This is a genomic window from Streptomyces sp. NPDC054842, assembly GCF_053611025.1.
The window spans coordinates 24,937-49,407 of sequence record NZ_JBSGZN010000018.1 but is presented as its reverse complement, the minus strand read 5'-3'; the positions used below and the strand labels follow the sequence as shown (position 1 = coordinate 49,407).

At 72.5% G+C, this 24,471-nt stretch carries 18 protein-coding genes; 11 read left to right on the top strand and 7 right to left on the bottom strand.

Features of this window, described 5'->3' with window-relative positions; genetic code table 11:
• Window positions 1–342 precede the first annotated feature (342 nt).
• From ACWGIS_RS16510 to ACWGIS_RS16495, 4 genes are all read left to right on the top strand, one after another.
• Window positions 343–906: a hypothetical protein gene (locus ACWGIS_RS16510; protein WP_453363109.1), complete on the top strand. Its 564-nt coding sequence runs from the start codon at window positions 343–345 to the stop codon at window positions 904–906.
• Between the two features lie 456 nt (window positions 907–1,362).
• Window positions 1,363–2,364, top strand: a complete 1,002-nt coding sequence (locus ACWGIS_RS16505) for a DUF1731 domain-containing protein (protein ID WP_453363108.1) — start codon at window positions 1,363–1,365, stop codon at window positions 2,362–2,364.
• A 140-nt stretch (window positions 2,365–2,504) separates the two neighbouring features.
• On the top strand, window positions 2,505–3,158 hold the full coding sequence (locus ACWGIS_RS16500; RefSeq protein WP_453363183.1) for a DinB family protein: 654 nt from the start codon (window positions 2,505–2,507) through the stop codon (window positions 3,156–3,158).
• A gap of 274 nt (window positions 3,159–3,432) precedes the next feature.
• Entirely contained in the window at window positions 3,433–4,677 is a 1,245-nt protein-coding gene (locus ACWGIS_RS16495; protein ID WP_453363107.1) for a hypothetical protein, read from the top strand.
• Between the two features lie 20 nt (window positions 4,678–4,697).
• On the opposite strand, the gene ACWGIS_RS16490 is transcribed toward ACWGIS_RS16495, so the two are convergent.
• Both ACWGIS_RS16490 and ACWGIS_RS16485 read right to left on the bottom strand, forming a co-directional pair.
• Window positions 4,698–5,402, bottom strand: a complete 705-nt coding sequence (locus tag ACWGIS_RS16490) for a DNA alkylation repair protein (protein WP_453363106.1) — start codon at window positions 5,400–5,402, stop codon at window positions 4,698–4,700.
• A 192-nt stretch (window positions 5,403–5,594) separates the two neighbouring features.
• Complete coding sequence (locus ACWGIS_RS16485; protein WP_453363182.1) at window positions 5,595–6,320, bottom strand: GAF and ANTAR domain-containing protein; 726 nt, start codon at window positions 6,318–6,320, stop codon at window positions 5,595–5,597.
• A gap of 385 nt (window positions 6,321–6,705) precedes the next feature.
• Between ACWGIS_RS16485 and ACWGIS_RS16480 the strand changes: the two genes are divergently transcribed.
• Entirely contained in the window at window positions 6,706–8,826 is a 2,121-nt protein-coding gene (locus ACWGIS_RS16480; protein ID WP_453363105.1) for a SpoIIE family protein phosphatase, read from the top strand.
• 254 nt (window positions 8,827–9,080) lie between these two features.
• Complete coding sequence (locus ACWGIS_RS16475; RefSeq protein WP_453363104.1) at window positions 9,081–10,259, top strand: spore photoproduct lyase family protein; 1,179 nt, start codon at window positions 9,081–9,083, stop codon at window positions 10,257–10,259.
• Between the two features lie 190 nt (window positions 10,260–10,449).
• Here the strand turns inward: ACWGIS_RS16475 and ACWGIS_RS16470 are convergent, their stop codons facing one another.
• The 5 genes from ACWGIS_RS16470 to ACWGIS_RS16450 all read right to left on the bottom strand — a co-directional run bounded on the left by ACWGIS_RS16470 (window position 10,450) and on the right by ACWGIS_RS16450 (window position 19,123).
• Complete coding sequence (locus ACWGIS_RS16470) at window positions 10,450–11,571, bottom strand: lytic polysaccharide monooxygenase (protein ID WP_453363103.1); 1,122 nt, start codon at window positions 11,569–11,571, stop codon at window positions 10,450–10,452.
• A 139-nt stretch (window positions 11,572–11,710) separates the two neighbouring features.
• Entirely contained in the window at window positions 11,711–13,936 is a 2,226-nt protein-coding gene (locus tag ACWGIS_RS16465; protein WP_453363102.1) for a glycoside hydrolase family 6 protein, read from the bottom strand.
• Between the two features lie 167 nt (window positions 13,937–14,103).
• Window positions 14,104–16,338 (bottom strand): glycoside hydrolase family 3 N-terminal domain-containing protein, encoded by a 2,235-nt coding sequence (locus ACWGIS_RS16460; RefSeq protein ID WP_453363101.1) that lies wholly within the window; start codon window positions 16,336–16,338, stop codon window positions 14,104–14,106.
• A 203-nt stretch (window positions 16,339–16,541) separates the two neighbouring features.
• Entirely contained in the window at window positions 16,542–17,672 is a 1,131-nt protein-coding gene (locus ACWGIS_RS16455; RefSeq protein ID WP_453363100.1) for a GH12 family glycosyl hydrolase domain-containing protein, read from the bottom strand.
• 428 nt (window positions 17,673–18,100) lie between these two features.
• Window positions 18,101–19,123, bottom strand: a complete 1,023-nt coding sequence (locus tag ACWGIS_RS16450) for a LacI family DNA-binding transcriptional regulator (RefSeq protein ID WP_453363099.1) — start codon at window positions 19,121–19,123, stop codon at window positions 18,101–18,103.
• A gap of 1,118 nt (window positions 19,124–20,241) precedes the next feature.
• Here ACWGIS_RS16450 and ACWGIS_RS16445 point away from each other — a divergent pair.
• The 5 genes from ACWGIS_RS16445 (at window position 20,242) to ACWGIS_RS16425 (ending at window position 24,462) form a co-directional block, all read left to right on the top strand.
• Window positions 20,242–21,603, top strand: a complete 1,362-nt coding sequence (locus ACWGIS_RS16445) for an NAD(P)/FAD-dependent oxidoreductase (protein WP_453363098.1) — start codon at window positions 20,242–20,244, stop codon at window positions 21,601–21,603.
• Between the two features lie 157 nt (window positions 21,604–21,760).
• Window positions 21,761–22,138, top strand: a complete 378-nt coding sequence (locus ACWGIS_RS16440; RefSeq protein ID WP_453363097.1) for a VOC family protein — start codon at window positions 21,761–21,763, stop codon at window positions 22,136–22,138.
• Between the two features lie 202 nt (window positions 22,139–22,340).
• Window positions 22,341–22,721: an STAS domain-containing protein gene (locus ACWGIS_RS16435; RefSeq protein ID WP_453363096.1), complete on the top strand. Its 381-nt coding sequence runs from the start codon at window positions 22,341–22,343 to the stop codon at window positions 22,719–22,721.
• A gap of 257 nt (window positions 22,722–22,978) precedes the next feature.
• Window positions 22,979–23,605 carry a glyoxalase gene (locus tag ACWGIS_RS16430; RefSeq protein ID WP_453363095.1) on the top strand — a complete coding sequence of 209 codons (627 nt, stop codon included), beginning with the start codon at window positions 22,979–22,981 and terminating at the stop codon, window positions 23,603–23,605.
• A 47-nt stretch (window positions 23,606–23,652) separates the two neighbouring features.
• Window positions 23,653–24,462, top strand: a complete 810-nt coding sequence (locus tag ACWGIS_RS16425) for an SDR family oxidoreductase (RefSeq protein ID WP_453363094.1) — start codon at window positions 23,653–23,655, stop codon at window positions 24,460–24,462.
• The last annotated feature ends 9 nt before the right edge of the window (window positions 24,463–24,471 follow it).

Sequence of the window (24,471 nt, the reverse complement as noted above, 5' to 3'; positions counted from 1 at the left end):
CGCGAGGCGTGATCCCGTCTGCTCACTCTACGCCCATACGTCGTATCGATCGTTTGCGTTCAATATGTTCACGAAGGCGTGCGGCCCGCGTCGCCGGGCCGGAAACCGTACGGGTCCGGGTCCTCATCTCCGCGCCCCGCTCGCTGCTGCTGCCGGTTGGCGGCGAGGTACGCGCAAGTCCCAGCGGGATGAGGACAGGGGCCCACGATCCGTGTGCGGGAAAGCCCCATGGGCGAGGCCGGCACATGTCCGTGCTTGCGTGCGGGGCGCCCTGTGGGGAGAGTGCCAACCGTGGCGGGCCGTGCATGGCCGAAGCGGGCGACACAGCGGAGGGACACAGGGATGTGCGTACTGGATCTGGCGGCCAAGGAGGCCGAGGTCGCTCAGTTCCTGCTCGCCCACCCGCGGGCCCAGGAGGCCGGGATCGGGCATCCCGCGCTGAGCGGCTGCGACGAGGTCGCCTGGTCCGACATCCCCGGATGTCCCGCCGCGATACCGGCGGTGCTGCGGGGACTGCTGGACCAGGAGGCCGCACCCGACGCGGTGCGGGTCCTCACCAACGCGCTGATGGACGGCGTCTTCTCGCTCGGTGCCGCGATGCCGGCGGCCCTGCCGTTCCTGCTCCGCCTGGCGGCTGATCCGCAGGCCCCGGTAAGGAAGTCACGGCTCGACATCCTGCTCGTCGCCGCCGAGTTCGCGCTGCCGGTCGACGCGGGCGACGAGCGCGCGGTACGGCTCTTCGGGAGCGACGACGAACACCCGGAACGGGAACAGTGCAGGGCGGTGTTCGCCCGGCACGCGGAGCTGATCACCGCACTGCCGGACGACCTGGTCGGCGCCGACGACCGGGCGAACCTCCTCCGGGCCGCGGGTCTGGTCCGCCGGGCCGCACCAGAGGGTGCGTGAGCGAATCCGTGCGTGAGCGAATCCGTGCCTGGGCGACCCTTCACCGGGACGCCGGGCTTGTTCAGGGCGTTCCCCGTCTCCGGGGCGGCCCCAAGAACGTGGTGCGCGCCGGTCGGCTCCGCGTTTCATTGAGCGCTGTCGGCTCCGCGTTTCGCTGAGCGCCTCCGGCCCCGCGCCTCACCGATCGCCGCCGGCTCTACGCCTCAGTGATCGCTGCCTGAGCCACTCGGCCACCCGCGCGGCCCCGGTCCGGCCCTCCGAGCGGCCCTCCGAGCGGCCCCGCACCGGCCCTCCTGCGGCCGGTCACCGTCGCGGCCGCACCCCCGCGCGGACGCGCAGAACGCCAATGGGTCGCCGGATGCCTGCCCTCGCCCCCTCCGCCTCACCCCTCCCGCCGCCCCCTTTTGAACGTGTTCAACTTCTCGTACTAGAGTGAACGCCAGGAGGGGGTTACCGATGAAGATCGTGATACCGGGGGGAACCGGGCAGGTGGGGTCGCTTCTCAAGCGTGCCCTGACCGCCGCGGGCCATGAGGGCCTGGTGCTGACGCGGCGGCCGGTGCGCGAGGGCGAGATCGAGTGGGACGGCGAGACTCTCGGTCCCTGGGCCGACGCCATCGACGGCAGCGACGCCGTCGTCAACCTGGCGGGCCGCAGCGTCAGTTGCCGCTACACGCCGGTCAATCTGCGGGCGATGATGGACTCGCGGGTCAACTCCGCCCGGGTGGTGGGCGAGGCGATCGAAGCGGCCGCACGACCGCCCCGGGTGTGGCTGCAGATGAGCACCGCCACCATCTACGCCCATCGCCACGACGCGCCCAACGACGAGGCCACCGGTGTGATCGGCGGCGCAGAACCCGACGTACCGGGCTATTGGGCGTACAGCGTCGACATCGCCAAGGCGTGGGAACGGGCACAGGAGGAAGCGCGCACGCCGCACACCCGCAAGGTCGCCCTGCGTTCGGCCATGGTGATGAGTCCTGATCGCGGCGGTGTCTTCGACGTCCTGCTGTGGCTCGCGCGGCTCGGGCTCGGCGGTCCGGTCGCGGGCGGGGCGCAGTACGTGTCGTGGATCCACGAGCACGACTTCGTGCGTGCCGTCGAGTTCCTGATCGACCGGGAGGACCTCGACGGGCCGGTGAACCTCGCGGCCCCGACTCCGCTGCCCCAGGGGGAGTTCATGCGGGCTCTGCGGGCGGCTCAGGGTGTGCCGGTGGGTCTGCCCGCGACGAAGGCCATGGCCGAGCTGGGCGCCTTCGTCCTGCGCTCGGACACCGAACTCCTGCTGAAGAGCCGCCGCGTCGTCCCCGGCCGTCTCCTGACCGAGGGCTTCACCTTCGACCACGCGCTGTGGCCGGAGGCCGCCCGCGAGCTCGTACGCCGCAGGCGCGACCTCGCACGGCGCGGCCGCGAGGAACGCCGTCGTCGGCCGAACGTCCCCATGGAGGGTGCGAGTTAATCGGTCGCGTGCCGGAAGGTGGGGCGCTACGTTCCGCGTGAGCGCGGTGCGGTACGAGGCGAGGAGCCAGGCATGGGGAGCGACGGCGTACGACCGATCGTCTGGGGTTGCTGCTCGACCAGTTCGACCGTGCCCGCGAGATGGCCGAGGTGCGGCTGGCGGGGCTCGGTGACGAGGAGTACCTGTGGGAGCCGGTGCCCGGGTGCTGGTCGGTGCGGCCCCGGAGCGAGGCGACGACACCCAGGGCGTTCGGACCGGGTGAGTGGGTGCTCGACCTGGGCGCCGCCGACATCCCGGCGAACGAGTACGCGGAGGTCGCCCGGCAGGCCGCCGGCGGCATGACCGTCGCCAAGATCGCCGAGGACTGGAGCGTCGGCGTCGAGCGGGTCGAGCAGATCCTGGCCCACACCGGTGAGCCGGACCCCGACGAGACCCCGGTCACGACGATCGCGTGGCGGCTGGGACACCTGCACTTCCACTTCGCCGGCGGATGGGAGTGGACGTTCGGTGAGCGGCGGCAGGAGCCGAAGCTGGGCGTCGACTTCAGTCCGTCCGCGGCGGTGGCGCTCGACCGGTTCTGGTCGGTGATCGACCGCTGGCGCGAGAGCGTCGGTTCGGTCACCGAGGAGCAGTTGGACACCGTCGGCTTCTCGCAGTACCCGTACGGCTCCGACCCCGACGACCCCTACATCTCGGTGCTGTCGGGCGCCAACCTGGAGTTCATCCACCACATGGCGGAGGTCGCCCTGCTCCGCGACCTGTACCGCTCCCGCTTCACCACCGCGGAGCGGTGAAGGGCGAGTCGGCAGGCGCGCGGCAGCCACGCGCCTCCTCCCGGACCGACTCGTCCCGCTCGGTGGACGTCCGCACGGACCGTCCCCGGGAGGAGTCGGGAACGTCTGCCCAGCCGGGGCCAGTTGCACTCCGTGGGTCTCCTGGCCGTTGCTCGCCATCAGCGTGGTGCTTCTGGTGTACCGCATCACCGAAGGTGCCCGCACCCCCTGCCTGGACGCGGGCCCGAGGTGGGAGAGGATGGCGGCCGGTGGGGATGCGGCGAGGGGAGCGATCATGCGCGGGTCTGCGGGATTCCGGTCCGGAGGTATCGGACGCCGGGGCGCGGTGGTCGCCGCCGCCGCCGTGGCGGGGGTCCTCACGGCCGCCGGCTGCGGCACGAACTCCGGGTCCGCCGAGTCCCCCACCACCCGGTCCGGCGGCGAGAAGCCTCCGTCCAAGGCGGCGGGCGCCCTGACCTGGGAGTTCCAGCACATCGCGGACTTCAACGGGAAGCTGACCGACGTGGCCGCCCTGGCCGAGGACGACATATGGGCGGTCGGCAGCGAGAACGACCGGCCGTCGCCCCCGGTCCTGCTGCACTACGACGGTGCGAAGTGGACGCGTGAGCCGCTTCCCGAGGCGCTCGGTGCCAGTGCCTATCCGCCGGCACTCGAAGAGATCGGCGAGGAGACCCTGTGGCTGCGGCCGCTGAACCTCCAGGACGCCACCGACGCGAACTCCTGGGCGCAGTGGGACGGCACTCACTGGTCCGCTGTGCCCCACCCGCCGACGGGCCAGGTCGGGGAGCTGGAAGGCGTCGATCCGGACGACGTCTGGGCCCTGGCGGGTGAGCGGTCCGCCCAGCACTGGAACGGCACCCGCTGGACCACGACCCGGCTCCCCCACGACGCCTCCGACCTGGCGGTGGTCGGCCCCGCCGACGTCTGGGCGGTCGGTAGCCGCTCGACGGGGCCGGGCACCGAGCTCGGTTACGGCGAGCGGTACAGGCAGCCCGCGTCGATGCACTGGAACGGCAGGGCCTGGACGTCGGTGGACACTCCGCAGGCCCGCTTCGAGGAGCCGGTCCCGCCCGAGCCCAGCGCCGGGCTCGGCGACGTCTTCGCGCTCGCCGACGGTGAGGTGCGCGCGTACGGCACCAACAGCTTCAACCACGGTGAGGTCGAGAACGAACCCGCGGAGGAGTTCCTCGAACTGCGCTGGGACGGCTCGAAGTGGGTCGAGGAGGAGCCGGCGCCCGGTGGGTGCGCCGGGCGGATTCCCAAGGCTGCGGACGCCAAGGGCCTGTTGCTCCAGGGCAATTGGTATCTGACCGACGACGGCCGTTGCGTGAAGATCGGGCGGCACCGCCTGCCCCTCTCGACCGGCGCCCGCAAGGAGTCGAACCAGTCGCTGTGGCTGGAGGAGATCCACCGGATCCCGGGCACCGACGAGTGGCTGGGCGCCGGGCACGTCCAGGTCAACCAGAGCGGTGACCCCTTCTCCGCCCCCGTCGTCGTCGGTCTCCAGCGCGGCACCTGACGCGTCCCGGGTGCCGCGCGCTATCGCGTCCTGACGAAGCGCGCCCGCGCGGCGGGTGTGAGGAGTTCGGTCGCGTACCGCACGGTGATCCGCGGCAGCTCGGGGGCGTGCCGGCCGAGGAAGTCCACCAGCAGGGGTTCGTCCCGGCGGCCGATCTCCCGCAGCATCCAGCCGGACGCCTTGTGGATCAGCGGCTCGGGATCGCCGCGCAGCTTCAGGACGAGGGCGAGCGTCGGCTCGAAGCGGCCGGCCCGGATCAGCGCGAGTGTGGCCACCACGGCGATCCTGCGGTCCCACAGCCGGGCCGACCCGGCGAGTTCGTCCAGCACGTCCAGAGCCTCGGGCGGCCCGTCCAGGAGCCACGGTCCGAGCACCACGTACGCGGAACCGTCCACGAGATCCCAGTTGTCCACGCGGCCGGTACGGTCGAGGTAGAAGTCGACCAGGGGCTTCCGGTCGGCGCCCCGGGCACGGCGTACCCGCTCGGCGAGGACCAGCAGACCCGTGAACCGCTCCTCGTGCACCCGGCTGCGCAGCAGGACGTCCACATCCTCCAGCGCCAACTCCCGATTCTCCTTGGCGAGTTCGCGCATCAGCGGGACGCGTACGCCGAGCAGCTCGTCGTCGTCCGCGGGGGTGAGCACCCGCACCAGCTGCGCCCGGACCCCGGCATCCGCCCGCTCCCGCAAGTCGGCCCGCAGGCGCTTCAGGACGTCAGTGGTCATGCTGACGGACGGTAGCGCCCGCCAGGCGCCTTCGCGACTTGCCCGCTGTAGAGGGGGGTGTCGCGGCCCGCGGCGGCGCCCACCGCACGCGGGCACCCTCGGAGAGCAGCGGGCCCGCTCACCACGCCGAAGCCCGAAACACAAGGCCGCCTCCTGGCGACTCGGACAAGCCCCACTCCCCACCCCACCTCGTCAGCCGCGTGGCCGGAACTCCGGCTCCGTGGGCGGTGCTCCGGTGATGTTGGTGATCAACTCGGCGCACAGTTCGCGGAGTTTGATGTTGCGGTGCTGGGACGCGGACCTCAGGGTGTCGAACGCCTCGGCCGCGGTGCAGCGGCGCTGGCCCATGATCACGCCCAGGGCCTGGTCGATGACGCTGCGGGACTGCATGGCGGTCTGGAGCTGTGCGGCGAACTCCTGGGTGTCGGCGAGGCGCTGGGCCACGGCGATGCCGCCGGTGGCCTGGGCCGCGAGGGACCGCAGGGCGCTGAGGTCCGTGTCCGCGAACGCGTCGGGCGGGCCGCCGTACAGGTTGAGCGCGCCCGCGGTGCGGGTGTGGGCGGCGATCGGCAGCGAGAGGGAGGAGCGGACCCCGCACGCGGCGGCGTAGGCGGGATAGTCACCCCAGCGGCTCTCCCGCAGCATGTCGACGACCGCGACCTCCTCGCCGGTGCGCAGGGCCTGGAGACAGGGGCCGTCGTCCCGGCCGTACTGCTTCTCGTCCAGCTTGGGCGCCGCCGGTCCCGCGCTCACCACCGTGGCGGGCTTGCCGTCGCCCTCGACCGTCACCCCGACGCCCTCTCCCCGTGACAGCTCCAGGGCGGTGTCGGCCAGCGTCTGGAGGAACTCCTCCAGGGTGTCGGTGTCCAGCAGCCACTGCGTGATGTCCCTGCTGCCGTACATGTCATCAGCGTTCATCATGTGTTCCTTCGCGCAAGGCCCGCGGCCCCTCGATCGGCGTCGGCGCCACCATGGCCGACGGAGTCCGGCATCCGCAGGAACACCTCCGGTGCCACCGCTGCCCGGCGCACGTGTCGTCGGGGCGGCGTGGTCTTCCCTCCCTTCACGAGTACCACGATGGGCCCTGTGGAACCCGCCGAAGCGCACCGCGTTCCGGCGGCTCGGCCCGGCTGCCGCTCCACCCCCGGGCGGTGCCGACAGGGCCCGGTCGCGCGCCGGGGCCGGGAGCGACGTGCCGACCGCTGCCCGGCGGCGTAACGTCCAAGGGGTGACTTCCGGGTGCGTCCGGGGTGCCTGAGGTGGCAGCCGTCCGGGGCGGCGTCCGCGAGGCTGGAGGTGCCTGGTGACCAGCGTGGGTGATCCGGCCGCCGCCGAGCGCGCACTGGATGCCGAGTTCGCGGAGACCGTGCGCCGGACCGGCGCCTCCCTCGGCGCGCTGTACCTGCTCGCGCCGGACGAGCAGGTGCTGTGGCTGGACGTGCTGTCCGGGGCCCCGGCCGAGTTCGCCGCGCCGTGGGCGAGGGTCGCGACGGCCGCCCCGGCGCCCGTGGCGGACGCGGTCCGCGAGGAGCGGATGGTGTGGGTGGGCAGCCAGGAGGAGATGGCCCGCTCCTATCCGCGCACCGCGATGGTGCTTCCCTACCCGCTGGCGCTGGTCGCGGCGCCGGTCACGGCTGCCCGGCGGTGGGGCGCGCTGCTGCTGATGTGGCCGGCCACCCGTCCGCCGTACATGACCGGGCGGGAGCGCGGCAACATCGCGTCCAGCTGCCGGCGGCTGGCCCGGCTGCTGGAGGAGGCCGCCGGTCAGGGCCGCTCCCCGGCCCCGCGCGCCGAGCCCCGGGTCGTGCCCGCCGCGGACGGCGACCGCTCCGGCGTCCCTGCCTCGGCCGCGGAGGACTTCGTGGAGCGCCTGCCCGGCGGGAGCTGCTCGCTGGACCTGGGAGGCCGCTTCGTCTACCTCAGCTCCGGTGCGAGCGAGCTGCTGGGCTGCCCGGCGAGCCGCCTGCTGGGGACCCTGCCGTGGCAGTCCCTGCGCTGGCTCGACGACCCCGCCTACGAGGACCGCTACCGTGCCGCGGTGCTCGGCCGCGAGCCCATCGTCTTCACCGCGTGCCGCCCGCCCGACCAGTGGCTCGACTTCCATCTCTATCCGGACGCCAGCGGCATCAGCGTCCGGATCGTGCCGACCGGCACGCCGGCGCCGCCGCTCCCCGGGGCGGCCCGGTCCGCGAGCAGCGTCGCCCCCGCGCCCGCCGGGCGGCTCTACCAGCTGACCCACCTGGCCGCCGCCCTGACCGAGGTGGTCGGGGTCCAGGACGTCATCGACCTGGTCGCCGACCAGATCATGCCCGCGTTCGGCGCCCAGGGCCTGGTCCTGTCCGCCGCCGATGCCGGCCGGCTTCGGATCACCGGTCACCGCGGCTACTCCGCGCAGAGCATCGCGCGTCTCGACGGCCTGCCCCTGGACACCGACTTCACCCCTGCCGGACGGGCCATCGACACCGGCACGCCCGCGTTCTTCGCCGACGCGCAGGAGATGCGGCGGCTGTATCCGGAGGCGCCGCAGGTCAGCGGCAAAGAGGCGTGGGCGTTCCTGCCGCTGATCATCTCCGGCCGGCCCGTCGGGTGCTGCATCCTGTCCTACGACCGTCCGCACACGTTCCCGGCCGAGGAACGCGCCGTGCTGACGTCGCTCGCCGGGCTCATCGCCCAGGCCCTGGACCGTGCCCGCCTGTACGACGTCAAGCAGGACCTCGCGCACGGCCTCCAGGAGGCCCTGCTCCCGCGTACCCTGCCCCGGGTGGCCGGGGCGCGTGTCGCCGCGCGCTACCTGCCCGCGACCCGGGGCATGGACATCGGCGGGGACTTCTACGACGTGATCCGGCTCGGTGACTCCGCCGCCGCGGCCGTCATCGGCGACGTCCAGGGCCACAACGTCGCCGCCGCCGCCCTCATGGGCCAGGTCCGCACCGGTGTCTACGCCCACGCCACCCTGGGCACGTCCCCCGACCAGGTCCTCGCCAGAACCAACCGGCTCCTGACGGAACTGTCCCCCGACCTGCTCACCAGCTGCCTCTACGCCCACTTCGACTTCGCCGCCCGACGCGTCACGCTGGCCTCCGCGGGCCACCCGCCGCCGCTGCTGCGCCTTCCCGGCGGTGACACGCGGCCCGTGCCCGTTACGCCCGGACCGCTCCTCGGGATCGCCCCCGACGCGGTCTTCCCGCTGACCGAGATCCCGCTCACTCCCGGCATGCTGCTCGTCCTGTACACCGACGGTCTCGTCGAGACGCCGGGCGTCGATCCCGACGAGTCCCTCGCCGTGCTCGCCCGCCGTCTCGCCCGGGCCGACGACGGGAACCTGGAGCTGCTGATCGACGACCTGCTGGACATGACCCGGGCGACCGAGCACCGTACCGACGACATCGCCCTCCTCGTCCTCCAGGAACGCTCCGGCCGCTGACCCGCCCCGCCCCCGCCCCCGCCCTCCGGTGCCGGTCGCACGGAGGGCGGGCAGGTGACCGACCCGGGCGGCCGGGGGCGGGCTGTGGACCCCGGCGGCCGGGGCCACCCGTCCTTGCCTCCGAACCGCCGGAACCACCCCGTCCCGCACCCCGGGCTGCCCGTCCCCCGCACCCCGGCTCCCCGTACAGTGGAAGAAGCGTTTCGTCCCTTTCTGACCCGGTCCCGTCCCGCGCCATCCGCCCCGGAGCGTCCATGCACCACCCGTCCACCAGCCCGGACGACGACTCCGACACCCTGTTCGGGCTCGACGCCCTGGGCCCCGCGCCCGCGGCACCGGGCGGCGACCGGCCGTCCTTCCGGGACTCCGACACCGCGCGGCGCCTGCTTCCCGTGCGGGAGATCCACGCCGAGCCCGGGGCCGCCGCCTCCCCGCGCGGCCGGCAGATCATCGCCCGGTTCCCCGAGGCGCGTCTCGTCGAGGTCGAGTCCCACTGGCGCATCGCCGGACTGCACGGCAACGAGGGCAACGTCGCGCGCTGGGTGCGCGTCAAGGGCGAGACCCTCGTGCTGGGCGAGCGGAAGTCACCGGCCACGCGCCCCAACGGCAGGTCCGCCGACTGGATCGCCCCGGGCGCCTCCAACGGCTGCGCGATGGCCTGCGCCTACTGCTACGTGCCCCGCCGCAAGGGCTACGCCAACCCGATCACGGTCTTCACCAACATCGACCGGATCATCGCCCACATCGGACGGCACATCGCACGCCAGGGTCCCAAGACCGAGCCGAACCAGTGCGACCCCGAGGCGTGGGTGTACGACATCGGCGAGAACGGCGACTGCTCGGTGGACGCGCTGATCTGCGACAACACCGCGGATCTCGTGCACGCCTTCCGGCAGTGGCCGACGGCCAAGGCGTCCTTCGCGACCAAGTTCGTCAATCCGGACCTGCTGGGGCTGGACCCGCGCGGCCGGACCCGTATCCGCTTCTCGGTGATGCCTCCCGAGGACTCCCGGCTGCTGGACGTGCGCACCTCCCCCGTCGCCGAGCGGATCGCCGCCGCCGCGGACTTCCTGGACGCGGGCTACGAGGTGCACTTCAACCTCTCCCCCGTCGTGGTGCGCCCCGGCTGGGAGGAGGCGTGGTCGGAACTGCTGACGCATCTCGACGACGTGCTGCCGGACCGGGTCAAGCGGCAGGCGGCCGCCGAGGTGATCATGCTGACGCACAACCGGGAGCTGCACGAGGTCAACCTCGGATGGCACCCCCGCGCCGAGGACGTCCTGTGGCAGCCCGGCCTCCAGGAGGCCAAGCGCTCCGAGAACGGCGCGCTGAACGTCCGCTACGCCGTCGACATCAAGGCGCGCGCGGTGCGGCGTCTGCGCGACCTGGTCGCCGAGCGGGCCCCCTGGCTGCGCGTTCGGTACGCCTTCTGAGCAGTTCCGCGGACCGGCCGTTCTCCCGGTGGGGGCGCGGCGCCTGCGCGACGGGCAGGCGTGCGGGAAGAACCCGCGGCGCCGGTCAACTCCGCGTTCCCGAAGCCCAACTGACGAGTCGTCATGAAAACGTGTGCCGGCCGCGGACCTCCGTGGGTCGCCGCGGCCGGCACGCCGTCCGTGCCGGGTGCTAGGCCGGCACGCAGCCGATCGAGCCGGCGGGCAGGTTGTTGCCCGTGGAGGTGGCGGTGAAGCCGAAGGTGACACTGCCGTCGGCGGCGATGACCCGGTTGTGGTCGACGTTCTTGACCGTGACCGTGCCGTCGCTCGCGGTGGACAGGGACCCGTTCCACAAGCTGCTGATCTTGGTGCCCGTGCCCGGTTTCCACGCCACGGCCCAGCCGTTGCGCGGTTCCGTACCGTGGTTCATCACCTCGACGGACGCCTGGAAGCCGCCGCTCCAGGAGTTCACGACGTTGTAGACGGCCATGCACGAGCCGGTGTGCGGGTCGGACGGGGTCGGGGTCGGCGTGGGGGTCGGGGTGGGAGTGGGGGTCGGGGTCGGAGTGCCGCCGGGGTTCCTGATGCCGGTCACCTCTCCGTTGCCGCCGTCGAAGACGATGTCGGAGCAGGAGAAGAAGTTCTCCTGGCTGTCGGACCGCACCCACTGGATGAAGATCAGGGCGTTGCCCGAGCGCCCGGAGGGCAGGCTCAGGTCCCAGGAGTAATGGCCGCCGTCGGTGCCCGGCGAACCCTGCTGGGACGGATTGGTGACGGTCTGGATCAGGTCCAGGTCGTCCCAGCCCAGCTCGGACGTGGACGACCAGCCGGGCTTGGACAGGTAGACCCGGAACGAGCCCGGGTGCGCGGCCCAGTTGCTGTACTGCACCTGGAGGGTCTTGCCCGAGGTGAGGTGCGTCCTCGGCCAGTCGGAGCGGGCCGCGTTGTAGGCGGAGAAGTCGTACGGGGACCGGTCGCCGGCGCTGCACAGGGTGCCGTCCGGCACGTAGCCGGCGCCCCTGCCGCCCGCCTGGGAGTCCAGTACGGCGAACCAGTTGTAGAGCGGCGTGGTGCCGCTGTCGGCGACGGCGTCCCGGCACGCGGGATTCGTCGGGTCCAGTGCTCCGTTGCCCGTCCGGGCGTCCAGGTAGCACAGGTAGGTGCGCGAGCCGGGAAGCATCGCCACCCCGTGTGCCTGGGCGGAGCCCTGTCCCAGCAGGGTCATGCCGAGCGCCGCGATCAGGGTGGCGAAGGCGGCCGCCATCGACAGAATGGTGCCGCGTCGCGACAGAACGGTGCTGCGTAGAGCCATGTCCTCTCCTTCCGGTCGTACTCGGGTCGTTCGAGATCGGGTGCCGCGTGCCGGGAGCCGTGATGCCGGCTGCGGCCGGTGTTTGGAGCCCCGCCCGTCCGGCGAGGGTGCCGGCCGGACGGGCGGGGAGCAGGGCGGGTCAGGCGGGCGGGGTGCCCCAGGCGCGTACGGTGCCGAGGTAGGCGGGGATCGTCGGGGCGTCGGTGTAGGACGTGGCCGTGCCGCGGCTGTAGTCACCGACCTCGTCGAAGGCCGACCAGTCGGACTTGGCCATCCGCAGCTGGATGTCGCCGGTGTCCTTGCCGGCCGCCAACGTGCCCGACTTGAAGGCGACTTCGAGATAGGCGTCGGCTCCCGCGACCGGTGTGCTCAGCGGCACGACCTTGAGCTGGACGGTGGAGCAGCCGACTGCCGCGTAGTCGCAATAGGCGTTGACCGTGGCGGAACCGCCGTCGCGGGTGAAGTAGTAGCGGGCGGTGACCTTGGTCAGGTCGACCGCGTCGCCGCCGGTGTCGACGATGCGCAGGCTGGGCCGGATCGCGTTGTCGGTGGGCGAGGTGTCGCTGTTCCGGTAGCGGACCGCGAGGCCGCCGGCGGGGTCCGGACCGCCGCCACCGGGGTCGGTCGTGACGCTCAGGGCGCCGGAGGGCGCGGAGACGTTGCCGGCGGCGTCACGGGCGCGCACGGTGTAGCTGTAGGCGGTGGCGGCGCCGAGTCCGGTGTCGGTGAAGGTGGTCGAGGTCACCGGCGACGAGGTGGTCCTCGTGCCGTCGCGGTAGACGTCGTAGCCGCTCACGCCGGTGTCGTCGGTGGACGCCGTCCAGGACAGGGACACACTCGTCGCCGTCTTCGCGGTGGCTTTGAGGCCGGTCGGGGCGCTGGGCGCGGTGGTGTCGCCGCCCGGGGTGCCGCCGCCGTCCGCGGGCACGGCCGGGTAGCCGTTGGCGACCAGCATCGCGAACGCGTCGTGGAACCAGTGTCCGGCCAGCGGGGCGCCCGGCAGGGCACCGGTCTTGCTGTTGCCGGCGTTGGGCGCGGTGTACGTGGGGTCGCACATCGGGTCCAGCCGCTTGCCCTCGTCGTTGGGGATGTCGGTGCTGGCGCCGTCGGACTCCCCCGGTGGCTTCACCCACAGGAACGCGTCGAGATGGGAGTCGGGGTGGCCGGACGGGGACGCCTGGGGGCGCTGCCCGATCCCGGCGCCGGCGACGTTGCACCACAGTCCGCGGTGCGTGCGGCGGTCCGCCTTGGACTCGCCGACGTAGGTGTCGAGGGTGGTGCTGGTGCTCGCGGCGCCGGGCCGGGACGCTCCGCCCCAGCCGTTGCGGGAGGTGTCGACGACCATGCCCGTCGAGGTGGGCCAGCCGGCGGACACGAGCGCCCGGTGCACGTTCTTGGTGAAGTCCGACTCGTCGAAGTTCGCGTTCCACTCGTAGAACTTCGCGGACTTGACCATGGTGCCGCCGACGGTCTTGTCCGGGTCGGTGAGGAACGGCTCTTCCAGGGGCGTGTAGTTGGCGACGTTGGTGATGAGTCCGTCGACGCTCGCGAGTCCCGCCGTGGTGCCCTTGGCGACGTCCGTGTACAACTGCACGGTCTGGGAGAGGTTGTTGTCCCAGCCGAGCCAGCCTGAGTGCGCGAAGTCCAGGTAGGTGTAGACGTTGGGGATGGCGTGCAGTTTGTTCAGGGCGTACCGCACGCCCTGGACGTGGATGCCGCTGCTCTTGGCCTGGGCGCACTCGGCGTCGGCGGTGTTGGTGACCAGGTTCGGCAGGCCGTCCGGTTCGATGACCGTGGTGATGCGGACGTCCTGGTACTTGGGGTTCTCGAAGACGTCGGCGATGGCGTCGATGTATTCGCTCTTGTACCGGTCCAGTCCGGCCTGGGTGAGGGGCAGTTCGCCGTTGGAGGCGAGGGCCGCGCAGTCCCGTCCGGGCAGGTCGTAGACGACGAAGGTGGCGGTGACGGGCTGCCCGGGCTTCTTCTGGGCGAGCGCCAGGTCGAGATGGTCGGCCAGGCTCTTGCGGCCCCCGTTGGCGGTGCCGCCGCCGATCGCCGCGATCCGGTCGAGCCACACCGCGGTGGGGTAGGTCCCGACCGTCTGCATCTTCGCCTTGAGCGTGGCGTCGGAGGTCTTCGCGGCGGAGGTGCCCACCAGGGCCGTGTAGTCCGGGTTGGTGTAGAAGGTGGCGCCGGCGAACGGGTTGTCGACATGGGCTTCCGCGGCGGCGGCCGGCTGGGGCGAGAGCTGTCCCGCGACGCCCAGCAGGGCGGTGGCCAGCGCGGTGGCGAGCGCGGCCGTCCGCCATCGTCTGCGGCGGGGTCTCGGCGGGCGGGTGCCTGTGCGTGGGGTCCGGTCGGTCATGTGCCCTCCTCGTGGGTGTTCTGCGGGTGGTACGAGGTGGTGCGCGGTACGCCTGGCCGGGCGGGGGCCCGTCGAGGCGGGTGCGTCCGTCCTTCCGTACGCGGGTCGTCGTGCCCGGGACGCCGGCCTCGGCCGTGCGCCTGCGGACGGCGGTGGGACGTCGGGGGTCAGCTCCCCGCGCAGTGCGGGACCGGTGCTCCGGCCGCGCCGCTCGCGGTGAAGCCGAAGGAGGTGGTGCCGCCGGGTGACAGCGAGCCGTTGAAGGCGGCGTTGCGGACGGTGGGCCGGCCCTGGGACAGGGTCAGGGTGCCGTTCCAGAGATTGGTGACGGTGGACCCGTTGAGGTCCCAGTCGACCGCCCAGCCGGTGAGGGGGGTCGGTCCGGAGTTCCGGACCGTGATCTCCGCCTGGTAGCCGCCGCCCCAGGAGGAGGCGACGCGGAACTGCGCGGTGCACTCCGCGCCGGTCGGCGTCGGCGTCGGCGAAGGAGTCGGCGTCGGCGTCGGCGTCGGCGAAGGAGTCGGCTCGGGGTTCGTCCCTGAGTAGGTCAGTCCGTACCCGTACGGGAAGAGGGGGACCTTGCCGTCACCGTCGTTGACGGGCTGCTGGGAGGCGCTCCTCATCCAGGTCACGGGGAGTTTGCCGGTGGGGGCGTAGGCGCCGAACAGCACGTCGGCGACACCGGCGCCCTCGGTGCCCGGCAGCCAGGCCGCCAACAGCGCCTGCCAGTCGGTCAGTTGGGAGGCGATGTCGAGCGGTCGGCCGGAGACCAGCACGGTGACCACGGGTACGCCGCTCGCCTTCAGCCGGCCGAGCGTCGCCAGGTCCTCCTGGTCCAGTCCCAGGCCGCCCGGCCGGTCGCCGCGGCCCTCGGCGTAGGGGGTCTCGCCCACCACCGCGACGGCGGCCGTGTAGGTCGCGTCGATGCCGTTGCCGTAGCGGTCGTAGGTGACGCGCGAGGGGTCGGTGACGGCGGCGCGGACGCCCTGGAGGACGGTGGTGCCGTCGGTGACGGCGCCGCTGCGGCCCTGCCAGCCGACGGTCCAGCCGCCGCTCTGGTTACCGATGTCGTCGGCCGACTTGCCGGCCACGAACACCTTCGCCGTCCTCGGCAGCGGCAGCACCCCGCCCTCGTTCTTGAGCAGCACCTGCGAGGCCCGCACCGCCTCCCGGGCGAGGGCGCGGTGTGCGGCGGAGCCGACGCCGGGGGTCAGCGAACGGTCGGTGAACGGCTTCTCGAACAGGCCGAGTTGGAACTTCTTGGTCAGGATGCGCCGGTTGGCGTCGTCGACGCGGGCCTGCGGGATCCGCCCCGCGGTCACCTCACCGCGCAGCAGAGTCAGGAACTTCCCGTAGTCGTGCGGCACCATCACCATGTCGACGCCGGCGTTGACGGCCTTCGCGATCTCGGCACCGGTGAAGCCGGTCTGCCCGTCGAGCTGGTCGACGGCGGCCCAGTCGGACACGACGAACCCGCTGAAGCCGAGTTCGCCCTTGAGCACGTCGGTGACGAGGTACTTGTCGCCGTGCGCCCTCACGCCGTTCCAGCTGCTGTAGGTGAGCATCACCGCGCCCACGCCCCGCCGCACCGCCTCCTGGAACGGCGGCAGGTGGACGGCGCGCAGTTCCGCCTCGGAGATCCGGGTGTCGCCCTGGTCGACGCCGCCGGTGGTGCCGCCGTCGCCGATGTAGTGCTTGGCGGTGGCGAGCACGGAGGCGGGGCCGGCGCCCAGGGTCTCGCCCTGCAGGCCGGTGACGAGCGTGGCCATGGCGGCGGGCAGCTCGGGCTTCTCGCCGAACGACTCGTACGTACGGCCCCAGCGGTCGTCGCGGGCCACGCACAGGCAGGGGGCGAAGTCCCAGTCGATGCCTGTCCCGGCCACCTCCTCGGCCACCGCCCGCCCGACGCGCCGCACGAGCGCGGGGTCGCGGGTGGCACCGAGCCCGATGTTGTGCGGGAAGACGGTGGCGCCGCGCACGGCGTTGTGGCCGTGCACCGCGTCGATCCCGTGGATCAGCGGGATGCCGAGCGGTGTGCCGAGGGCGGTGCGCTGCAGTGCGTCGTAGGTGTCCGCCCAGGTCTGGGCGTTGTTGGGGCTGACCGTCGAGTCGCCGCCGGACAGCACCGAACCGATGCGGTGGGTGGCGAGGTCGGAGACCGGGACGAGGGCGTCCTTCTCGATCTGCGTCATCTGGCCGAGCTTGTCGTCGAGCGTCATCCGGCCGAGCAGGTCGTCGACCCGGGCCGGCACCGGCAGGGACGGGTCCTGGTAGGGGAACGCGGCGGAGGCCGAGGACACGTCGGGATGGTGCGGTGCGGCGGCGGTGAGCCCGGTGAGGGCGAGGGACACGGCGCTCAGTGCGGCGACGAGCGCCGGACGCCGGGAGTGCGAAAGGCTCATGCGGGGGGGCCTTTCCGGTCGGGGTCCGCAGGGGGGAAGCGGCGGGGGTGACGGACGGCGGGTTGCTCCGGGGCCCTTCCCGTCGGCGCAGGGAAGAGGAGCGGGCCCCGGAGCGGACCGCCGCGGCGGATGCCGGACACGTGCCCGCGCGAACGGTCAGGCGGTGGCGGCGCGGGCTCCGCCGGTGCTGTGCCGCGTGGATGTCACCCGGTCGTGCAGGCGGTGCCGTTCAGGCTGAAGGCCGCCGGTTTGGCGAACGTGCCGCCGTAGGTCCCCTGGAAGCCGAAGGTCTGACTGGCCCCGGCGGCGATGCCCGCGTTGTGGGCCAGGCCGCTCGCCGTGACCGCTCCCGAGGACGGCGTCACCGTGGCGTTCCAGGCGTTGGTGATGCGCTGCCCCGAGGGCAGGGTGAACGCCAGTTTCCAGTTGTCGACGGCGGAGGGGCCGGAGTTGGTGACGGTGACGTCGGCGGTGAAGCCGCCCTGCCAGACGTTCGTGCCGTAGGCGACCTTGCAGCCGGTGGAGCCGCCGGGCCCGCCCGGGTCGCCGCCGCCTCCGGTGGTGACCGTGGAGCTGAAGGAGTTGACGGCGAGCCCGGCACCGTTCTGCCAGGGTTCGAACCCGGCCTGAATGCTCGTCAGATACCAGTTGTTCTGGGCCATTCCGCGCGCCACGGCCTGGTCGACGAAGTCCATGACGTCGAAGCTCCAGCTGCTGATCGCGGAGGGGGCGACGAAGGACAGGACGTCGTTGCCGCCGTTGTTGCCGGACCAGACCTGCCAGGTGCGCCCGGCCACGGTGGCCGTGCCGACCTGCGAGCCCACCGGCTGGACCGGGCCCACCTTGTTGAACCAGATCATGATCTCGGTCCGGTTCACGCCGTCGGTGCGGGGCGTCGGGTCGAGCCAGATGTCGTAGGCCGCGTCGTAGACGGCGTCGTTCACGTAGCCGAAGGAGATGCTGCTCGGCGCGGCGGAGATGGTGCTGAGCTGCGCCGGCAGGTTGGTTCCCGGCGAACAGTTCGTGTAGTGACAGCCGTTGAAGACGGACGGGTACGACTTCGGGGCGCCGTTGGTCGGCACGGAACCGTCCGCCTGGTTGACCCGGAAGCCGGAGTCGGTGGCGGTGATGCACTGGGTGGCGCTGGTGCCCCAGCGGTTGTTCTGGACGACGTAGCGCCCCTGGATCGTGGTCGATCCGAACTCTTCACAGATGGTCGTGTCGGCGTGGGCCGGCGTCGTGACGGTGACGAGTGTCCCGACGAGGGCGAGAGCGGTGAGCAGTGCGCCGAACAGGCCACGCGCGGCGCGGGCCAGGTGCGGTAACGGTCGCATGCGGGGGGATCCTCTCTGGGAGGGGCGGCCGGAGTGTTCGGAAGCGCTCGGTCCCCGTCAGGATGGGAGCGCTCCCACTCGCGATTCGAAAGGGACTGTAGGAGTCGCGCATGTCCCTGACAAGGGTGTGAACGGGACGCGCGTCGAACCAATTTCGAAGTCCGAGGTCGGAGGCCCTGGGCGAATCAACTCCGGGCGAGAGTCCAGGCGTTGGGAGCGCTCCCGAAAACATTCGACGCTCCGGGTCGCGGCGCCGCCCGCCCCGTCACATGGTTCACGTACGCCTCGTCGGGCACGGTTCGGATTCGCCTCGGCCGGCTCTTCCCGGGCTCAACCGGGCTGGCTCGTTTCAGGTCCACCTCGGCCGGCTCGGTTGGTCACCTGCTCCTCAGCCGCCGCCGTCGATCCGCCGGTCCCGTCGTCGCCGCTCAGGCCGAGTCGCGCAGGACCAGTTCCGTCCGGAGGATGACGTGCCGCCAGGCCACCGCCGGCTCCTCCATCTCCTCCTCCAGCAGCCGCACCATGGCCCGGCCGATCTCGTCCACCGGCTGGCGGACCGTGGTCAGCTTGGGGTCCGTGTGCTGGGCCAGCAGGAAGTCGTCGAAGCCGACCACCCCGACGTCGTCGGGCACCCGGCGGCCGGCCGCGCGCAGCGCCGTCAGCGCCCCGGCGGCGGTGGTGTCCGAGGCCGCGAAGACACCGTCGACGCCGGGGTGCCGCTCGATGAGTTCGGCCATCGCCCGGCGTCCGCTCTCCTCGGTGAAGTCGCCCTCCACCACGAGGGACGGCACTTCGGCGACGCCCGCGCGGCGCAGCGCCTCGTGGTACCCGCGGAGCCGGCACTGGGCCGCGTACATGTCGAGCGGTCCGGTGATGGTCGCGATGGTCCGGCGTCCGCTGTCCAGCAGGTGGGAGACCGCGCTGCGGGCACCGCCGACGTTGTCCGCGTCCACGTACGTCACGCACTCCTCGCCGGTGCGGCGCCCCAGGAGCACGGTGGGCAGACCGGCGTCCGCGAGCATGTCCGGCAGCGGGTCCTGGGCGCGGACGGACATGAGCAGGACCCCGTCCACCCGGCCGCCGCGCGCGTACTCCACGAAGCGCTGACGTTCGGTCTCGGAGCGGATGAGGGTCAGCAGCAACTGCATCCCGGTGTCGGTCAGGGCGTCACCGACGGCGCGGACGACCTCGCTGAAGAAGGGTTCCCCGAAGAGCCGCCAGTCCGTCTCCGTCATGACCAGCGCCACGGCGTCGGCGCGGCGGCCGGCCAGCGAACGCGCGGCCAGATTGGGCACGTACCCCAGTTCCGCGATGGCGCGCCGCACCGCTTCCCTGGTCGAACCACGCACGCCTGGAGCGTTGTTGATGACGCGTGAGACGGTGCCGCGTCCCACCCCCGCGCGGGCGGCCACCTCCTCCAGCGTCGGGCCGCCGGGACGTCGCCTGCCCATACCCCACCCCACCTCCCACCCGAGATCACCCGATACTACGACCCGGCAGGGCCGGGCACCGGGCGCTCCGTGCAGCGGGGGTGGGGGCGTAACGGGCCTAAGGCATAACGCTTTTGGGGGCGTCGCGCACCTCGACGTCTCCGTCATGAACCGCGGCGACAGCAAGCCCAACCGCCGGACAGCGGGAGCGCGGGAGCCACGACACCGAGCATCCGAGGAGCCGAGCAGCCTGCGGGCCGGCGGGCCGGCGGGCCGGTGGCGGGACGACGCCTCCTCGCTGGCTCCGTTCCGCGAACGCGCCGGGCACAAGTCGGGGGGCCCTGACGCCACTTCGGCGTCAGGGCCCCTGTTCCTACAACAACACCATCTGCCGGCCTACTGCTGCGCCGGCCTTCTGTTTCCGCACTTGCGCCGGGGGGACGTGAGCGAGTGCGGGGATCGCGGATGCGTGACCGTGAGACCACCTTCCGTTCCGGGGCCTGCGGTACCCGGGCCGATCACACGCCCGGGCGATCCTGATGGTGTCGACCTCCTTCTCGTGCTCGATCACTGGTGGTGCGACTGCCGTCCCGCGCACCGTCGACGGCTCCTGTGAGCCGCCGGGCCCGGCAGCCAGCGACAGGACCCCGGCATACTCCGGCCCTGCCACTCCACTGCCGTGCCCTGCATCGCGGGTCCAGCACACGCGGCAGTTCGCCTGCCGCGCCTTGATGACTTCTTGGCTACGAGGAAAACGTTAACGCCCGGCGACACCGAATGTCTACTCTCGCCACGACAGATTTCCTCCGACACGAGTGAGCGGACTTGTGGCCCGCGCGGAACCGGAAATACCACTCGCCGCGGCCCGTTCCTCAGGAGCCCCCACCGGACGGGCGTCGGCGCGGGTACTTCGCGCGCTCGCGGGCACTCGGAGACGGCTCGGTGACGACGCCGTCACCGGGCGCCGACGGCACGCCGTCCGGGGCCGCGACCGGCGGCCGTCCCGGTGAAGGGCGAACCGTCGGAGAGGCGCCCGGTGGCGCGTCGGCGCGTTGCGCGATGGGATCGAACATGTGCGAGGCGGCGGCCCAGGGGCACAGGAACCTCTGGGAGCCAGACAAGTCTCAGCCGGTGAAGGGATGAAAATCGTGTCACGACCGAGGATCTTGGTAGTGGGAGCGGGCTTCGCGGGAGTGGAGTGCGTCCGGCGGCTGGAACGCAAGCTCGGACCCGACGAGGCCGACCTGGCCCTGGTGACACCGTTCTCCTACCAGCTCTATCTGCCCCTGCTGCCCCAGGTCGCCTCCGGCGTGCTGACCCCGCAGTCGGTCGCCGTGTCCCTGCGCCGCAGCCGCAAGTACCGCACGCGGATCATCCCCGGCGGCGCCATCGGGGTGGACCTCAAGGCCAAGGTCTGCGTCGTGCGCACGATCTCCGGCGACATCGTCAACGAGCGGTACGACTACATCGTGCTGGCCCCGGGCAGCGTGACCCGCACCTTCGACATCCCCGGACTCGCCGACAACGCCCGGGGCATGAAGACGCTCGCCGAGGCCGTGTACATCCGCGACCACGTCATCTCGCAGCTCGACATCGCCGACGCCAGCGTGGACGAGGCGGAGCGCGCGGCGCGGCTGCAGTTCGTGGTCGTCGGCGGCGGCTACGCGGGCACGGAGACCGCGGCGTGCCTGCAGCGCCTGACGCACAACGCCGTCAAGCGCTACCCCAGGCTCGACCCCAAGCTCATCAAGTGGCACCTCATCGACATCGCGCCGAAGCTGATGCCCGAACTGGGCGACAAGCTCGGCCGCAGCGCCCTGGACGTGCTGCGCAAGCGGGGCATCGACGTCTCGCTGGGCGTCTCCATCGCGAAGGCGGGCCCGGACGAGGTCACCTTCACCGACGGCCGGGTGATCCCCACCCGCACGCTGATCTGGACCGCCGGTGTCGCGGCGAGCCCGCTCATCGCCACTCTGGGCGCCGAGACGGTCAAGGGGCGGCTGGCGGTCACCTCGGAGATGTGCCTGCCCGGACACGACGGCGTCTTCGCGCTCGGTGACGCCGCCGCCGTGCCCGACGAGGCCAAGGACGTGGAGGGCGCGGTGTGCCCGCCGACCGCACAGCACGCGATGCGCCAGGGCAAGCACGTCGCCGACAACGTCATCGCGACCCTGCGCGGGCAGCGGATGTCGCCGTACGTCCACAAGGACCTCGGACTCGTCGTCGACCTCGGTGGCATGGACGCCGTGTCCCGGCCGCTCGGCGTCGAACTGCGCGGTCTGCCGGCGCTGGTCGCCGCCCGCGGCTACCACTGGTCGGCGCTGCGCACCAACGTGGCGAAGGTCAGGGTGGCGACGAACTGGGCGCTGAACTCGGTGGCGGGCGACGACTTCGTGCGTACGGGCTTCCTGGCCCGCACGCCCGCCACGCTGCGGGACTTCGAGTACACCGACGCCTACCTGACTCCCGAGCAGCTCCAGGAGCGCGTCTCGGCCCACTGACCGCCTGTCCTCACGGGGGCGACTCCGCGCTTCGGGAGGCGGTCCGTGTGCGGCACCGCTGCCCGGAAGCGGGTGCCGGCCCCGACCGAGGGGCGCAGACCCCGACGAGGGCGGGCGCGGACGATGTCCGCGCCCGCCCCGGTCTACGCTGCCCCGCATGATCGCCAAGCTGCAATGCGTCGTACTGGACTGCGCCCGCCCCCTCGGACTCGCCGGGTTCTACGCCTCGCTGCTCGGCGGGGAGGTGAACCGGCCGGACCCGCGCTGGTCGCTCGACGAGGACTGGGCGACGCTCCACACCGGGACCGGGTTCGTGCTCGCCTTCCAGCGGGTGGCCGACCACCGGCCGCCCCGGTGGCCGGACCCCGCACGGCCCCAGCAGTTCCACCTCGACCTGGGGGTCCCCGACCTCGACCGCGCCGAGGCCACCGCGCTGTCCTCCGGTGCGACCCTGCTCGACGCCGGTGACGGGCGGCGCGGGTGGCGGGTGTACGCCGACCCGGCCGGCCACCCGTTCTGCCTCGTCCGGGACTGACGGGAGGGGCTGGACCGGCGGGAACGTCCGGCGCTCTTGCGCGGCCGGTGTACGAGATGTGTCGCTGCCGTGCAGGCTGACCGAACGAGCCCCTCCGATCCGCGGGCGGGTCCCGTGATCCGGCAGACTGTGGCCGGGCCGTTGGGCAGACAGCGGCCTTCCCAGTCATGACCGGCGCCCGGCCGGTCGGAGAGTGCCGGTCGTGAACGGAGACTTTCAGCCGGGGTTGCGTGTGCGCCGCGGCGAGCAGGGCCAAGGCGGCGTGCTCATGGCACTGGTGGGCGAACTCGACGTCCACACCAGCGCGCAACTGCGGGAGGCCGTCGTCACGGCCGTCCTGCCCGGGAGCACCCGGTTGCTCCGGCTGGACCTGTCCGAGGTCACCTACTGTGACGCGGGCGGGCTCTACAGCCTCCTGGGTGTGACCGACGCCCTGGAGATGATCGGGGTGCCGGTCGAGATCACCTCCCCCAGCCCCGCCGCGCGGGCCGTCATGGACACCACGGACCTGGGCGCCCGGCTCCCCCTGCGCCGCCCGACGGACGGCAGGGAGGACGACGCCCTCGGGACCGGCACGGTCTGACGCCGGAACGCCGGCGCCGCGTGCGGCAGGTCTGACACCGGCACATCGGCCCCTCGCCGCGGACGTCGGCGGCTGTGGCGGCGCGTGGGGCCGCTGTTCGGCACCGCCGCGGGGGTGGCGCGCCGCTCCGGGCGGCCTTCGCTGGAGCACCGCTCGACGCCGCGAAAGGGCCTGTCGGCAGGCCGAACGCGACGGTCCGCGGGAACGGTCAGGATTCGAGAAGCGCCGGGCACCGGTCCGCGCCTAGCGTGGCGGACATGGCATCCATCGCATCCCTCACCCTGGACGTGGCCGACCCCACGGCCGCCCGCCGCTTCTACACCGAGGCCTTCGGGCTGGACACCTGGCTCCGCCTGCGCGCCTCCGAGGAGCCCACCTCCGGCTTCCGCGGATACACGCTGTCGCTCACCGTGTCCCGGCCGGCCACCGTCGACCACTTCGTCGGCGCCGCCCTGGCCGCCGGCGCCACGTCGCTGAAGCCCGCGGCGAAGTCGCTCTGGGGCTACGGCGGTGTCGTACAGGCCCCGGACGGCGCCATCTGGAAGATCGCGACCTCGGCGAAGAAGGACACCGGCCCGGCCATCCCGGAGATCGACGGGGTCGTGCTCCTGCTGGGAGTGGCGGACGTGACCGCCACCAAGCGGTTCTACGTCGAGCACGGCCTCGCCGTGGCGAAGAGCTTCGGCCGGATGTACGTCGAGTTCGAGACCGGGCCCGGCCCGGTCAAGCTGGGGCTGTACCGACGGCGCGCGCTGGCCAAGGACGCCGGTGTCTCCCCCGACGGCACGGGATCGCACCGGCTGACGATCGGCGGCGACTCCGGTGCCTTCACCGACCCGGACGGCTTCGCCTGGGAGGCCGCCTCACTGGCGTCCACGGCCTGACGGAAAATCCGGTGCCCTTCCCGGCAGGGCCCGCCAGGATGAGGATCATGACTGGTGAGACACCTGAGAGGACACCCCAGGGGGCCCGGCAGGACGCGACGGACGACGGGCGCCCGCTCGCCCTGGTCACGGGGGCGGGACGGTCGGCGGGCATCGCCGCCTCCGTGGTCGTGGACCTCGCGCGGGCCGGCTGGGACGTGGCGTTCACGTACTGGACCCCCTATGACGCCCGGATGACGTGGGGCGCGGACCCCGGTGCTCCGGCCGCCTTGCGGGAGCGGGCGCAGTCGTACGGGGCGAGGACGCTCGCCGTCGAGACGGACCTGAGCGATCCGGCGGCGCCCGCCCGGCTGTTCGACGACGTCGGGCGCGAGCTGGGGGACGTCACCGCGCTGGTCCTCTGCCACTGCGAGTCGGTCGACTCCGGGCTGCTGGACACCACCGTCGAGAGCTTCGACCGGCACTACGCGGTCAACGCGCGGGCGACCTGGCTGCTGATCCGGGAGTACGGCCTGCGCTTCCGCGGGCGGCACGGCACCGGGCGGATCGTCAGCCTGACCAGCGACCACACCGCCGGGAACCTGCCCTACGGGGCGAGCAAGGGGGCGCTGGACCGGATCACGCTGGCCGCCACCCACGAGCTCGCCCACCTGGGCGTCACCTGCAACGCCGTCAATCCGGGGCCCACGGACACCGGGTGGATGACCGAGGAGCAGAAGGCGGACATCGCCCGCGTCACCCCGCTGGGCCGTCTCGGGGTGCCGCAGGACTGCGCCCGTCTGGTCACCTTCCTCTGCTCGGCGGAGGGCGGATGGATCAACGGGCAGCTCGTGCACAGCAACGGCGGCCTCGGCTAGCCGTTCCCG